The sequence below is a fragment of the Psychrobacter sp. MES7-P7E genome (genome assembly GCF_002863645.1).
GTDB lineage: Bacteria > Pseudomonadota > Gammaproteobacteria > Pseudomonadales > Moraxellaceae > Psychrobacter.
In genome coordinates this window covers 1-14,740 of record NZ_PJBU01000102.1, presented here as the reverse complement: position 1 = coordinate 14,740, position 14,740 = coordinate 1, and the positions used below count along the sequence as shown (strand labels likewise).

General features: G+C 43.4%; 11 protein-coding genes. 4 read left to right on the top strand and 7 right to left on the bottom strand.

The genetic code is table 11. The features are described from left to right. Positions 1–496: 496 nt before the first annotated feature. From CXF62_RS08955 to CXF62_RS08945, 3 genes are all read left to right on the top strand, one after another. Complete coding sequence (locus CXF62_RS08955; RefSeq protein WP_102094000.1) at positions 497–1,696, top strand: sugar transporter; 1,200 nt, start codon at positions 497–499, stop codon at positions 1,694–1,696. A gap of 370 nt (positions 1,697–2,066) precedes the next feature. Beyond that, on the top strand, positions 2,067–3,344 hold the full coding sequence (locus CXF62_RS08950; RefSeq protein WP_102093998.1) for a YbfB/YjiJ family MFS transporter: 1,278 nt from the start codon (positions 2,067–2,069) through the stop codon (positions 3,342–3,344). Positions 3,345–3,744: 400 nt separating this feature from the next. After that, positions 3,745–5,715, top strand: a complete 1,971-nt coding sequence (locus tag CXF62_RS08945) for an autotransporter domain-containing protein (protein WP_102093996.1) — start codon at positions 3,745–3,747, stop codon at positions 5,713–5,715. Positions 5,716–5,867: 152 nt separating this feature from the next. On the opposite strand, the gene arfB is transcribed toward CXF62_RS08945, so the two are convergent. From arfB to CXF62_RS08915, 6 genes are all read right to left on the bottom strand, one after another. Beyond that, positions 5,868–6,281 (bottom strand): alternative ribosome rescue aminoacyl-tRNA hydrolase ArfB, encoded by a 414-nt coding sequence (gene arfB / locus CXF62_RS08940; protein WP_102093994.1) that lies wholly within the window; start codon positions 6,279–6,281, stop codon positions 5,868–5,870. A gap of 357 nt (positions 6,282–6,638) precedes the next feature. Then, positions 6,639–7,481, bottom strand: a complete 843-nt coding sequence (locus tag CXF62_RS08935) for an HpcH/HpaI aldolase/citrate lyase family protein (protein WP_102093993.1) — start codon at positions 7,479–7,481, stop codon at positions 6,639–6,641. A 205-nt stretch (positions 7,482–7,686) separates the two neighbouring features. Further along, complete coding sequence (locus CXF62_RS08930; protein ID WP_197707707.1) at positions 7,687–8,451, bottom strand: SDR family oxidoreductase; 765 nt, start codon at positions 8,449–8,451, stop codon at positions 7,687–7,689. A 148-nt stretch (positions 8,452–8,599) separates the two neighbouring features. After that, on the bottom strand, positions 8,600–9,382 hold the full coding sequence (locus CXF62_RS08925; RefSeq protein WP_057760664.1) for an SDR family NAD(P)-dependent oxidoreductase: 783 nt from the start codon (positions 9,380–9,382) through the stop codon (positions 8,600–8,602). Between the two features lie 3 nt (positions 9,383–9,385). Further along, entirely contained in the window at positions 9,386–10,393 is a 1,008-nt protein-coding gene (locus tag CXF62_RS08920) for an NADP-dependent oxidoreductase (protein ID WP_102093991.1), read from the bottom strand. A gap of 22 nt (positions 10,394–10,415) precedes the next feature. Further along, positions 10,416–12,221 carry an acyl-CoA dehydrogenase family protein gene (locus tag CXF62_RS08915; RefSeq protein ID WP_102093990.1) on the bottom strand — a complete coding sequence of 602 codons (1,806 nt, stop codon included), beginning with the start codon at positions 12,219–12,221 and terminating at the stop codon, positions 10,416–10,418. 181 nt (positions 12,222–12,402) lie between these two features. Here CXF62_RS08915 and CXF62_RS08910 point away from each other — a divergent pair, with 181 nt between their 5' ends. Then, complete coding sequence (locus CXF62_RS08910) at positions 12,403–13,425, top strand: GlxA family transcriptional regulator (RefSeq protein ID WP_101205632.1); 1,023 nt, start codon at positions 12,403–12,405, stop codon at positions 13,423–13,425. A 19-nt stretch (positions 13,426–13,444) separates the two neighbouring features. Here the strand turns inward: CXF62_RS08910 and CXF62_RS08905 are convergent, their stop codons facing one another. After that, complete coding sequence (locus CXF62_RS08905; protein WP_102093988.1) at positions 13,445–14,722, bottom strand: LD-carboxypeptidase; 1,278 nt, start codon at positions 14,720–14,722, stop codon at positions 13,445–13,447. Between the last annotated feature and the right edge of the window lie 18 nt (positions 14,723–14,740).

Below are 14,740 nucleotides of genomic sequence, written 5' to 3'. Positions count from 1 at the left end.
TGTTTAGTTTTTTTTGTTTATTAATAATGATGGTTTGTATAATTTGTACAGACGCAGAAGTTTAGGATTAAACGTAAATAACACTACTAGAAAGACTTCGCTAAGATAGCATTTAAAAACTCAGTTAAGAAGTGAAGCATTGCGCCCCGAGGGTTAACTGGTTTTTATCTCATATCATTTTGCCTGACCTAATAACTATAGTATAAGCTCACATAAAAATAAAGCTGTTTAAAACTTTCTACGACAACTGGTGTCGCTTCTTTTTAAATGAATTGTAGTTTAGTCGTTAGCAAGTATCCCAACGCATTAAGTATAATTAGCGACAGTTTCATATTACTCAAGTATCCTCAATAAACGTCCAATTAACAATCCTTATCAAAAAACACCTTTTAAGATCAACGTGAGTTTGCTATCTTGCCGCGCAACCCTTGTATTCTAATTAAGCCTACCCCACTTTGACCTATCACACGTAGTATTCGCATCTGTATTGGATTTTATGACACATAACCTTGAGGCCAGCTCAAACGCTCGCCGAACTCAGTATTTTCAAGTATTTTTGATGGGCGTTAGTGCCTTTATTATGAACACCACAGAATTTGTCCCGGTGGCGCTGTTGAGCGACATTGCCCAAGACTTCTCTATTACGACGGCAGAGACCGGCTGGATGTTGACACTCTATGCTTGGATTGTCGCAGCGATGTCATTGCCACTAATGCTATTAACCAGTCGATTTGAGCGCAAACGTTTACTCTTGGGTCTTTTTGCCGTATTCATTGCCAGTCATGTGCTGTCCGTATTTGCGTGGAGCTTTAATGTGCTGCTCATTAGCCGAGTTGGGATTGCTTTATCGCATGCGATATTTTGGTCGATCACAGCTGCTATCGCGATACGCGTCGCACCTGAAGGCAAAAAAGCCATGGCGCTTAGCGTACTGGCGACGGGTACGTCGTTAGCAATGGTACTGGGTGTGCCGCTAGGACGCTTAATTGGGCAATGGTTCGGCTGGCGGGCTACATTTGGCGGTATTGGCGTCATCGCCTTAATTGTATTTATTCTACAAGCGAGACTCTTACCAACGCTACCTAGTATGTTTGAAGGGTCTTTTAGAAAGATTCCAGAACTCCTTAAAAACCCTTTATTGGTCTGTCTATACCTGCTTATCTTATTGGTCTTTACAGCGCACTACACAGCTTATTCTTATATAGAACCATTCATGCGCCAAGTCGGTAATATCAGTGAAAACGCTGCGACTTTTGTACTGTTATTATTCGGTGCAGCTGGAATTGTAGGCAGTGTTATTTTCAGTCGGTGGGGTGATCGGTTCAATACCAGATTGATGCTGATATCGACCATACTGATGCTCGTGTCTATGCTTGCACTATTGCTAGCAGTGGCCTCTGTATGGGCGCTCAGCTTTATCGCCTTGCTTTGGGGCACGGCACTCATGCTACTGATTATCTCGATGCAAGCCAAAGTCATCATGGTCGATGTCAATGCGCAAGACATGCTGATGTCGATGTTTTCAGGTATTATTAATTTGGGGATTGGTACGGGTGCACTATTCGGTGGTTATGCCGTGACGCATCTTTCACTATCTAGCGTAGGATACACAGGTGCGGCTATCGCAGTTGTGGCATTACTCTTAATGCTATTTATGATCAAGCGCTTTCCTGAGTTGAGTAAGCGACTTGGCTAGCTAATAAACTGATATTAGATAGTATCCAAAAAACAGCAGACAGTAAGTAACCGTCAGAAAATAACAAGCAGAATGCCAGCCATATAAATGGGCTGGCATTTTCTTTATGTGTGAATACAACGATATAGCCTACAAATCATTTCAAGGATTTCTTAGACACCGATTGAACGAACGTTCAGGTGCGGTTATACTAATTTTATTGGACATAAGTATACTTAGGCTATAAGTGTATTTAATAAAGGACTGATAGGGATTGAGCACAAAAGGATGAGTGTGAAATGGATACTATTCAAAACAAGGAAGTCATTACCTACAATTTAAATTTAGTGACGATATATATTGCGAATTTTCAACTTGTTGGAGATTCGTGATGCCTGATGGAATGACTCAACAAGACAATCCAGATCAAGGAAATCAGGGTAGTACCGCTCCTCTTAAGCTAGGCAGGTTACATTATGCTTGGATCGTTGCTGCGACAGGTTCTATAGCAATGTTCTGCGGACTTGGGTTAGGACGATTCGCATTTGGCATGTTACTGCCATCCATGTCATCTTCTTTAGGATTAAATTATACTCAAAGCGGAATCTTGGGATTCACCAACCTGATAGGATATCTGGTTGCAGTGCTTCTAAGCCCTTTTATTCTACCTCGGTTGGGTACTCGAACGACTGCGACGGCAAGCCTCCTCCTCATTGCTGTCTCTATGTTTGGTATGGCTTTTACCACTAGCTTTCCAATACTTTGCGCACTCTATGTACTGACAGGTATCGGTAGCGGCGGCGTGGTCTTACCGATGATGAGCGTCATGTCGCATTGGTTTTTTCCTTCACACCGCGGGCTTGCTTTAGGACTGGTCATGGCGGGTCCTGGATTTGGTATCATTTTATCGGGCTTTGTCGTACCCAAACTCTTACCTATCTCTACTCTACTGTCTTGGCAGACAGGTTGGCTGATTTTTGCCGTGATTAATATTGCGGTAGCTTGGCTTACTTTCACTTTGATTCGCAATCATCCAGATGATGTCAGCCAAAGCCCTTTTGGGCGCGCACCTATCTTGCCTGTTAAAAATAAGAAGAAGCTAGAACGTAACAATATTAAGCTACTCGTACATTTAGGTGTCATCTTTGCCATTTATGGCGCTACTTATATGGTTTACGTCACCTTTATCGTCACCAGTATGGTTGGCTCGTATCAACTGAGTGAAGCGACTGCTGGTGGTGTTTGGGCATGGATTGGACTGCTTAGCATGTTTTCAGGGATGTTGTTTGGCTGGATTTCTGACCATATTGGTAGACGCCTTGGTCTAGCGTTGGCTTTTTTCTTCCTTGCCATCGCTTATCTGTTGGTCGGACTCACTGATTGGCATTTAGGACTGTATTTATCAATTATCCTGTTTGGCCTAGTGGTTTGGAGTGTGCCTGTCATTATGGCAGCTTCTGCAGGCGATTATTTCGGGCCTGCGGCAGCAGCGAGTGCACTTGCGGCACTGACTTTTGCTTTTTCAGGTGGGCAAGCTCTTGGGCCAGTGGCCGCAGGCTATCTTGCAGAAATCACTGGAGACTTTAGTATCAGTTATATGATATCTGGTATCGCCGCTTTTGTAGCGCTTGGGCTTGCCTTATTATTGCGTCCACAAAAACAAGCTTAATTTCAGTTTCCATAGTATTGATACTGCTAGCTATACTTTGCTATTGCTGGCAGTAGACATCTATATGCTCATCCGACCTAATTATCTTATTGTGGAGTGCTGCTTTGATACTATTTATGATTGGGCAGTTGCTTAGGTTAAACAAGCAATATCGATAGATAAGCCTTATACTTTTCAATAAAAATCAGTTGCTTACAGCATAATTATATAGAAGGGAACAAAATATTATGTGAGCGAGATAGTATGGTTTTTTAATACTTGATACCGCAGCAGCATACTCTAAAAACTTACTCATACAAGGCAATATCCTTGCAGTTTTGCAATCAAAACGATTGCTAGCTTTTTAAAAAGTGGTTACACTCGGTTGACAAACTATTACATTGATGACAAGGAAGTCGCTATGCCTCGTAATACTTCACGTTCTAAAATTAGCCATACCACTCTCAAAAATTTTACTAAAAGCATGCTTGCTATCAGCCTATCTATCGCTGGTATTTCTCACGCAAATGCTTATGACAGTGTCACCTTTTTCGGTGATAGCCTGACCGATGGTGGATATTTTAGTCCCATAACTCAAGATATTTATGGACTTGCAGAATCAGGTCAGTTCACTACCAATCCTGATAATACATGGGCAACATCATTCGCTAAACAACTGGGTACCACTGCCGTTGCTAATACTTTAGGTAGTCCTCAAAATAGCAATAACTATGCTATTGGTGGTGCAAGAGCAGGCGATAACACAGTACAAGTTTTTCCTACTAGTTCAACTAGTGCAATCACTGTTGACGTTGCATCTACCAACAGTCAAGTAAATAGTTATCTCGCCAATAACATAGTAGATTCTAATGGATTATATGTGGTATGGGCAGGGGCAAACGACTTGCTTGCAGCAGCGGACCCTACTAACAATGCCCAAGCTACCATACTTGGAGCAGTAGCTAGCCAAACCAAAACGATTAATGCACTAAAAGATAAAGGCGCCAAATATATTTTAGTACCCAATATTCCTGATATTGGTTTAACTCCAAGAATTATCGCAGCACAGGCAGCTGCCGATGCAGCTGTCAAAAAAGCTATTGAAGATGGTGAAAGTGCTGATGTTATTGCTAACATTCCAAATCAAACTATTCAAGCGCAAAGCACTGGTGCTACTAGTCTATACAATCAATTTATGCTCAGCGGCGTGGCGGGTACTGGGGCTAATATCATACCGCTAGATATGTTTAGCTTAACTCAGGAGATCATTGCGTCGCCTGCTCAGTATGGTTTCACTAATGTCACCGATGAAGCTTGCGGTGACAACAATAGCTCTCTAACTTGTGGACCTGATACTCTTGTAGAAGCAAATGCCAACGAAACCTACTTTTTCGCTGATGGCATACATCCAACAGGCGCTACCCATCAACTGATTGCTGACTATGCAAATGCTGTAGTCACAGCGCCTAGCTTAATCGGTGTACTGCCACATATTGCAACGACAACGGGACTTGCAACCAATGAGCGCTTACAGTCACACGTCAACCAAATTCAAAGCAGTGAGCAAAAACCTGCCCGTACACTATGGGCCATCGGTGAAGTGGCTAATCAAGAAATTGCAGGGTTTGATGGTGATAATAATACTCAAGTATTGCTGGGTGTAGATTTTGCTCATCCTAACTCAGCAAATGCAGTGACAGGCTTGTATGGCAATATCACCCAAAAAGACTTTGAAAACTCAGACGTTGGCACAGGTTTGAGTGATATTGATCTGGGAGAAGTTGGTTTTGGTGTCTATCATAGCAACAAGTTTGGCGGTTTACAGATTAATGGTGCTGCAGGATTTGGCAACATGGATGTCGATGTCACACGTGCTGTCACACTTGGTAGTAACCAACAACAGTTTAAGTCAAATGCTGATGGCAAACGCTTTTATGCCAACTTGCAGGCAGGCTATCCGATGCAAGTGAGCAATATTGCCGTCACGCCTTATATCGGTGCAACAGCGAGCCGCGTAAAAATTGACGGACTCAAAGAAAAAGAGCTGTCTGGCATTGCCATGCAGTTCGATGAGCAGAAATACTCTACGACATATGGCAAGCTTGGTCTTAAGGCTAATCATAGCTTGATGAACAACCTCAACTTATTTGGTGACATTCATTACCAAAAGCAGCTAAGTGACAATCGCGAAGCGGTAACCGCACGTTTGAATACTCTACCAAATATCAGCTTTGAAACGCCTATGGTCGAAACTGATGATGATAACGTTGCTATGACACTTGGCCTATCTAGAAGCTTTGGCCTATTGAATGCCAACGCTGGTGTCACACATTCACAAGGTAATGACGACGACTCAACCAGCCTATTCATTGGACTTAATGGTGCATTCTAAATAAGTCGTTAATACAGAATAATGGTATAGGTGATAGTTAATCGCCTATACCATTCTAAATTCAAAAGTTGCCATAACCTACTACGGTTTTTGTTCTCTAACCTTTCCTCTCGTAAAACCTTTCAACGACAAAACCTACTATCACAAACTCTCTAAAAATCTACTTTACCGCGCAAAGCCTTTGTCTTACCGCGCTGGGTCTTTTTATCTACCCGTTTACGTTTGGCATTTCTGCTTGGTTTGGTGGGCTTTCTGGTTTTATTGACGTAAGTGGCTTTGGTGATAAAGCCTTGCAAACGCTCAAGCGCATCTATTTTATTGCGCTCTTGGGTTCGAAACTGCTGCGCCTTGATAATTAGCACGCCTTCCTTTGTTATTCGGCTATCTTTGCTATTTAGCAATCGCTGCTTGTATTCATCACTCAGACTTGAGTTGTTAATATCAAAACGCAGGTGAATGGCAGAAGATACTTTGTTGACATTCTGCCCACCTGCGCCTTGCGCTCGTATGGCGCTGATCTCTATCTCATTATCGTTGAGGCTAATATTGTTGTTAATGAAAATCATAGTTTGCTTTTATCGAATGTGAATGGATATGGTTTGTGATAAAGCATTATATAGTCAACCCTCTATAAATTAGGTACGGTGTCAGTCTCGCTTAGTATACTGCTTGTAATACTTTCACTTGGCTTTCTAGGGCGTGTCCTCATTTTAAAAATGGTGATAAAAATGAGATAAATCGCAGTCAAACAAGGAAAATAGCGCAGATAATATCGAGATATTAGTCAGCTATTTGACGCCATTTGGCAAGATTTAGCCATTTTTAACCCATTTAGATAACTATAGATTGAATTGAGGACACGCCCTAGTATCTGAATTATATTGAACCGACTGCCTATATTTAACTAAATATGGATTGGTCTGCTACTTTGCCAACAGTTGACGACAACGTTCAATCACTGGAGCATCGACCATCTCTCCATCTACTTTAAATACTGCCTGGCCGCTCCGCTCGTACTCCTCGACCACACGCTGTGCAAATAACAAAGTCTCATTTGTTGGTTGCAATGCTTGTTGGACAACTGCCACTTGTTTGGGATGAATACACAGCATTCCTGACATGCCCATTTGTGACCATAGCTGTACTCGGTCATTCAGCCCAACTTCATTATTGAAATCAGGATAAATAGTATCGATGGGCGGCGATAATTGGTGCAATTTTGACGTCAGGATTAGTTGATAGCGGATTTGATTGGCAATGATATCAGCAGCAGGTGTTCCTACTTGTACTTGCAAATCGTTGCACAGATCTAAAAACCCATAACTAAACGCAGCCAAGCCGACTGCTTTTGCTATACTATCGATTTGATACAACCCCATCGCACTCTCAATCAATGCAATCACAGGTAAATTGGTAAGCTGATGTACGCTTTCTATATCATCTACTTGCTCAGCTTTGGCCAATAACACGCCAGCCAAATTAGGCGTTTTCTGACAGAGCACTATGTCTTTAAAGAATTCTTCGCTACCAGCCTTATTAATACGTAGCCAAATCGGCTGATAACCTGCACTGTCGTGATATTGCTGTAATGCTTCGCGTGCGGACGCTTTATCTTCTGGCGCAACAGCATCCTCTAAATCGACAATAACCGCATCTGCACCACTAGCAAATGCTTTCGCTACTCTATCAATGCGAGTCGCTGGCACAAACAGCCATGTTGTATTTTGAGAAATCGTTTTTATTCTATTTTTGATAACTGAATCCATGCTTAACTCCTATATCGTCCAAGTAGCTATTAGCATATTTATTATGCCACTATACAGCTGAACTCATTTAAAATTAGCAGTTTATTCGATAGTGCAAAACCAAATCAAAAAAACCGCATGAAAATTTATCTCATGCGGTTCTTGAATCTCATGCAGTTTTAAACAATTACTTTCTTATCTAACCTATGTCTTATAGATTGTCTAATTAAGCCAGCATACCACCATCGACAACGATAGTCGCGCCTGTCGTATAACTTGAGGCATCAGATACTAGATACAATACGGTACCAGCCATTTCATCAGGCTCAGCCACACGTCCTAGCGGAATCGAGTGTAGCGCCATTTTTAAGACTTTATCGTTAGTAGTCAATGCAGAGGCAAACTTAGTATCCGTCAAACCTGGCAATAGAGCATTAACACGGATATTAAGTGGACCACATTCTTTAGCAAATGCTTTGGTCATGCTGATGACTGCCGCTTTAGTAATTGAGTAGATACCTTGCTTATCGCCTGCTACTAAGCCATTGACCGATGCGGTATTCAAGATGACACCGCCACCCTGCTCTTTCATCATTTTGCCAGCAGCCGTCGACATAAAGAAGTAACCACGGATATTAACTTCAACCGTTTTATCAAAAGCGGCTAAATCTGTATCTAAGATATGGCCATAGTAAGGGTTGGCTGCTGCGTTATTGACCAAGATATCGATTTGACCAAATTCACTTTTGATATGCTCAAAAATTGCGTCAATTTGTTCCATATCTCCTACATGACAAGCAAAAGCACTGGCCTTATGACCGTCAGCTTTGATGCTATCAGCGACTGCTTGGCAAGCATCGATTTTGCGGCTTGAGACAATCACATGTGCGCCTCTTGATGCCAATAAACGAGCAATAGACTCACCAATACCACGGCTAGCACCAGTTACTAGAGCAACCTTACCGGTTAAATCAAATAAATCTTTCATCATTATTCCTTATATTTTTATAAACTTTATATTCTCAAACATTCATTCTTGAACGCTGTCACTATGTTGCTAAACGCAGATAATCGCTGTCATAACTAACAGCGATTATCGAGCACTAATGAACTAAACAAAGAGCGCTCAACGATCACAGTTACGCTAGCATACCACCATCTAAGGTGAAGGCATGACCATTCATAAAGCTGCTTTCATCGCTGGCAAGCCACGCAATCGCACTAGAGATTTCACTGACGTTTCCTAGGCGGCGCAGTGGACTAGCCTTAATCGTTGCTTGCTGCGTACGTTCATCCATCGTTGCCATGGTATTGCGTACCATTGGCGTATCAATGAAGCTTGGGCATACCGCGTTAAAACGGATATTGGCACGAGCATACTCATGGGCAGCAGATTTGGTCAGACCCATAACGCCATGTTTAGCCGCACTGTAGGCTGAAATCATAGGTGCTGAACGCAGACCAGCAATAGATGCGACGTTGATCACATGACCACCGCCATTAGGCAGCATACAATTGACCGCAGCACGCATACAGTGCCACACACCTTTTAAATTCACGGCGATATTACGATCAAAATCATCATCGCTTAGCTCATGCATTGGTGAAGGCTTGTGGTCGATACCAGCGTTATTCACCACAACATCTAGGCCACCAAGCGTTTCTACTGCAAAGTCAAACAACGCACGCACTTCATCACCACTGGTCACGTCTACTTTTTTAAAGACGATACTGTTGCCAGCATCTTGGCCTTGCTTGGCAACCGCTTCACCCATCTCTTCTGCCATATCACCAATGACGACTTTTGCGCCGCGACTGGCTAGCAACAACGCACTTGCTGCACCGATGCCTGATGCACCGCCCGTGATCAAAATTCGTTTGCCAGCTACATCTGATGCAATTCCATTTGTATTCAGTGTCATGATCTATCCCTCTACCTTAAGTACTAGTTTGCCAAAATTTTCACCATTAAAGAGCATCATCAAAGTATCAGGGAACGTCTCGATACCTTCAACGATATGGTCTTTTACTTTCATATCACCTGACTGAATCCAGCCAGCAATCTCTTTCATTGCGATTGGGTATTCTTTGATATTATCGAACACCACGATGCCTTCCATGCGAGCACGATTGACCAATAATGATAAATAGTTCGATGGGCCTTTTACTGCTGTGGTGTTGTTATATTGGCTGATAGCCCCGCAAATAACGATACGCGCATGTAGATTAATCTGGGTAAGCACGTCATTTAAGATATCACCGCCTACGTTGTCAAAGTACACATCGACGCCGTCTGGACAGGTTTTCTTTAGGGCTTTTTTCACATCTTCGTTTTTGTAATCAATCGTCGCATCAAACCCAAGCTCATCGACCAAGAACTTGCATTTCTCAGCACCGCCTGCAATACCAACGACACGGCAACCTTTAATTTTAGCAATTTGACCGACCAAGCTACCAACGGCACCAGCAGCTCCTGATACCACTACCGTCTCGCCTGCTTTTGGCTGACCCGTTTTTAGCAGACCAAAATACCCTGTCATACCCGGCATACCGAGTACGCCTAAGTAGTAAGACAGCGGCGCTAGACTTGGATCAACTTTATGTAGACCTGTGCCATCACTGACCGCATACGACTGTACGCCGTCGTGACCTGCGACATAGTCACCTACTGCAAATTTTTCATGCTTACTTTCAATCACTTCACCCACAGTACCGGCGCGCATAACTTCACCAATTTGTACTGGCGCGATATAAGATTTGGCATCGTTCAACCAACCACGCATCGCCGGATCGATAGAGATGTATTCAACCTTAATCAGCAGCTGACCATCGGTAATCGTCGGTATTTCTGTCTCGGTATAATTCCAAGTTTCAGCGCTTGGCTCGCCTACTGGTCTTGCTTTTAGGCGCCATTGTTTGTTTATCGTTGTCATGTCTCTTTCCTTAGAGTTGTCCTTAGAACCAGTCCGCTTGCATATCAGTGCAAACCGAGTTGGTGTTGGTTAATAATTCGATGTCGCGTTTAACTAATGGTAGTTCCCAATCGATGAAGTATTTGGCCGCTTGTATCTTGCCTTTGTAGAAGTTTTGCTGCTCGACATCTTGCGTCGTACTTAGTAGCTGCTCAGCTTTACTGGCTTGGCGAATCCAAATCCAGCTCAGTACAATTGAGGCAAAAATATTCATTAGTGCTTGAGCATTACCAGTCAATGTCAGCGCTTCTTCTGTCTGCAACACTTTGCCCAAATGCACGAGCACTTCATGCAACTGACCCATATAAGGCATCAGCTTGCCTGCAAGTTGCGCACTCTCAGGCGTAGTGATGCTTTCCAAATCTTGTGTAATTTCACGTTTTAGGATTTGAATGCCTAACCCACCTTTTTGCCATAACTTGCGGAATGACAAATCTAGCGCCTGCACACCATTTGTGCCTTCATGGATAGGATTTAGACGATTGTCACGCCAAAACTGCTCAGCTTGATATTCGCGCGTATAGCCTGCGCCGCCCAATACTTGAATACCCAAATCATTGGCTTTTGGACCATACTCAGATGGCCATGCTTTTAGCACTGGCGTTAGCAAATCTAATAGTTCGGTTAGCTCATTTTTTAGCGTTTCGTCTTCACAGGTATTGATACGGTCAATTAGGTTTGAGCCATATAAGCACAATGAGATGCCGCCTTCAGAGTAAGCTTTTTGTGCCAATAGCATTCGCTTTACATCACCATGCTGAATAATGGCCGTTGCATCGTCTTCAGGCTTATTGTTTGGCGCAATGCGACCTTGTGTACGGTTTTTGGCATAATCTAGCGAATACTGATAGCCACGATAACCAATCATAGAAGCGCCAAAACCGACAGCGATACGTGCCTCATTCATCATTTTGAACATATAACGCAAGCCAAAATGCTCTTCGCCAATTAAATAACCATGACAATCACCTTCATCACCGAAGCTCAATGCCGTAGAAGTTGCACCTCTATAACCAAGCTTATGAATCAGTCCAGTCAGATGTACATCGTTGCGCTCGCCAACAGACAAGTCATCGTTCAAGCGATACTTAGGCACGGCAAATAAAGAGATACCTTTGACGCCGCCTGGACCACCTGGCACTTTGGCCAATACCAAATGCACGATATTGTCAGACAACTCATGATCACCTGCTGAGATATAAATCTTGCTGCCTTTAACGCGGTACGAGCCATCATCCTGTTTTACAGCGATGGTTTTGATATCGGCAAGCGACGAACCTGCATGCGGCTCAGTCAATGCCATGGTGCCGGTGAATTCACCTGTCAGCATACGCGGCATAAAGGCTGCTTTGATATCATCACTAGCAAAATGCGAGATGACGTTGATTGCCGCAGTGGTCAGAAATGGATAGGCAGTCGTTGATGGATTGGCTGCCATAAAGTAGCCTGCCACAGCTGTCATCACTGTCTCAGGTAACTGCATGCCGCCGTCTTCGAAGCTATAACGACCTGCGATAAAGCCAGAATCACGGAACGCATCAAAAGCGACTTTTACATCGTTTATCATGCTGACTTTTTTACCATCGAACTGCGGCTCGTTCTTATCTGCGATATGGTTGTGCGGTAAAAATAAATCTGTCGCAATCTTGTTTGCCGTCTCTAGCACAGCATCAAATGTCTCACGGCTATGTTCTGAGAACTTTGCGTGCTCGGTGAGTGATTCTGTGCCTAGTACATCATACAACTGGAAAGGTAATTCGAAATCGTTTAGGAGGGTATCTGCGGCCATAGTATTCTCATTAACTAATTAAATGTGGTTATCAATTGATATTAGTCTAATTTGATACCTGTCCGTATTGTCATTTATGACATAATTATGGTCAAACAAGACATAAACAGAGTGTCTAACCGGTTAAAATCAGCCAAATAATGGCTATTTTGGTAAGCACAGCAAAGGAAACGAGTGACTTATGCCCTATTTCAAACCTTTTAAAATGATTATTCTTGGCTTCGATGGTGTGCTCGGTAGTGTACTATCTGGCGCATTGGACTTGTTTTCATTCACGGGGGTCAGCTGGCAGCGCTTCTCGAATGAGTCTGTAGAGCCACGATTTAATGTACAGATTGCAAGCTTAGGTGGTGGCGATATCAGGTGTAGCAATCGGTTAATCATGCAAGCCCACTGTGATATTCGAGACGTAACAGAGTGCGATTTATTGCTTGTGCCCACTATTGGCGATTCTATTGATAAGGTATTAAAGCAAAATAGTGAGCTGCTGCCACATTTAGTACGGCTTGCGAATACCAAGGCTGATATAGCAAGCAATTGTAGCGGAGCATTTTTTTTGGCAAAGGCAGGATTGTTAGATCATAAGATAGCCACCACACACTGGGGCTATGCCAATAAATTTAAGGCAGATTTTCCATTAGTGGACCTACAAGAGAATCAGTTTGTGACCCATTCAAGAAGCGAGTCGACAAACCAGTCGGGCAATATATTTTGTGCAGCTGGCGGCAGCGCCTTTTATGATTTAGGGCTATTATTGATTGAGCGCTACTGCGGACGTGAGATCTCTACGCAAGTGGCAAAAACCCAAATTATTGATAGCAAAAGAGGTAGTCAAAACAGCTATACCAATGTGACCCTGCACAAGCCGCATTCCGACCATTTGATTAAACAAGTCCAAGAATATATCGAAGAGAACTTTCAACATTCTTTGCAGGTCAGTAGTTTAGCCGCTATGGTAAATATTACCCCGCGCACTTTAAACAGGCGCTTTCAGTCCTGCGTAGCAATGCGACCGATTGAATATATTCAGGCCGTCAGAATTGAACAAGCCAAACGCTTACTTGAATTAGGCGATGTATCAATAAAATCGCTTGCCGATCAAGTAGGTTATGATGATATCTCTTCATTCACGCGTCTATTTAAACGTGCGACAGAGCTGACACCAAAAGAGTATCAAGATAAGTTTTCGCGGTTGGCTATTTAAAAAGGACAGTGATTAGCGTTTAAGCAGTCTGCCACAAGCCTTCCACTTGGATGGCATCAGCCTTAATGGTTGGGTAGTCGGTAAATACCAACTGATAGCCACCATTTACATCAGGACTCATCTGGCAAGTTACTCCTAGCGGAAAACTGTATTTTTTGCCGATATGACCAAAAGGCATACCACTATATATCGGCAATCCTGTCAATTCATGCAGCTGACGAATGACTGTGGCGACATCATAACGTTTGTCATAGCTGTCCTCGCCCGTACCAGACAATGCTCCAAATACAATCGCTTGCTGATTTTTAAAGACGCCTGCGAGATATAAGTCATATAACATGCGCTCAATACGATACGCCTGCTCGCCGACATCTTCTAAAAACACAATACCGCCATCGATACGCGGTAAATACTCACTACCTGCCATCGCTGATACGACACTTAAGTTACCACCCCAAATCGTACCAGTTAACAGTTTTGGCTCACCCTTTGTCAGTATGGCAGGTAGCTGCTGACTGGTTAACGAAGCATCTTGTATACTGATAGTTAGATTGGGATTGGTCAGCACTTCAACAAACTGCTGACAGCTGACTTTATCAGGCGCAGTTTTGCCAAACTCACTATAGAGCATCGGTGCGGCAAGCGAGCTCATTGACCCTTTTGCCAATAGCGCACATTGGATAGCTGTCACATCACTAAAGCCTGCGAGTATCGTGCCGCGCTCCTTCATAACCCGTCCTAGCGTCGCCCAGTCCACCATAGACAATATACGCATGGCACCGTAACCACCGCGCACACCTAACAGAAGCTTGGGCGTGGCTATTGCTCCAGTGGCAAGATTTTGAAAATCGCTAGCACGCTGTGAGTCCGTTCCCGCAAAGCGTAAATACTGACGATTGGTAATAGCAGGATTCTCTACTTTAAACCCAGCACAAGCCACACGATCTAATGCCAACTGATTACGCTCATCACTACCACCAACGTTAGAGCTAGCAAAAAGTCGCGTCTCAATCGTGGGCGTGATACAACCTGCCTGCGTCAGTGATTCCTGTGACGTTTGTGCTAATGAGCGATTATCCAATAACGAAGTTGGCAGATCATCCTTGGTCAGTTGCGAGTTATTGCCAGACTCGATGTGACTGGCTGCCAGCGCTTGAGAAATACCTTGGCTCGCTAATACCGCTGTGCCTGCACTCACACCGATTCGACGTAGAAACTGCCGACGGTTTAGCCCAGATGTTGTTTCAGTTGCACGACTATTTTTATCATCTGTCCATGCCTGACGCTTAATCCCCATATCTTACTGCTACCTTAT

What these genes read in the sequence shown, in the direction of transcription:
- CXF62_RS08910 (WP_101205632.1), top strand. Translation starts at nt 12,403, where the DNA reads ATGCCCTATTTCAAACCTTTTAAAATGATTATTCTTGGCTTCGATGGT.
- CXF62_RS08905 (WP_102093988.1), bottom strand. Translation starts at nt 14,722, where the DNA reads ATGGGGATTAAGCGTCAGGCATGGACAGATGATAAAAATAGTCGTGCA.
- CXF62_RS08945 (WP_102093996.1), top strand. Translation starts at nt 3,745, where the DNA reads ATGCCTCGTAATACTTCACGTTCTAAAATTAGCCATACCACTCTCAAA.
- CXF62_RS08935 (WP_102093993.1), bottom strand. Translation starts at nt 7,481, where the DNA reads ATGGATTCAGTTATCAAAAATAGAATAAAAACGATTTCTCAAAATACA.
- arfB (WP_102093994.1), bottom strand. Translation starts at nt 6,281, where the DNA reads ATGATTTTCATTAACAACAATATTAGCCTCAACGATAATGAGATAGAG.
- CXF62_RS08920 (WP_102093991.1), bottom strand. Translation starts at nt 10,393, where the DNA reads ATGACAACGATAAACAAACAATGGCGCCTAAAAGCAAGACCAGTAGGC.
- CXF62_RS08950 (WP_102093998.1), top strand. Translation starts at nt 2,067, where the DNA reads ATGCCTGATGGAATGACTCAACAAGACAATCCAGATCAAGGAAATCAG.
- CXF62_RS08915 (WP_102093990.1), bottom strand. Translation starts at nt 12,221, where the DNA reads ATGGCCGCAGATACCCTCCTAAACGATTTCGAATTACCTTTCCAGTTG.
- CXF62_RS08925 (WP_057760664.1), bottom strand. Translation starts at nt 9,382, where the DNA reads ATGACACTGAATACAAATGGAATTGCATCAGATGTAGCTGGCAAACGA.
- CXF62_RS08955 (WP_102094000.1), top strand. Translation starts at nt 497, where the DNA reads ATGACACATAACCTTGAGGCCAGCTCAAACGCTCGCCGAACTCAGTAT.
- CXF62_RS08930 (WP_197707707.1), bottom strand. Translation starts at nt 8,451, where the DNA reads ATGATGAAAGATTTATTTGATTTAACCGGTAAGGTTGCTCTAGTAACT.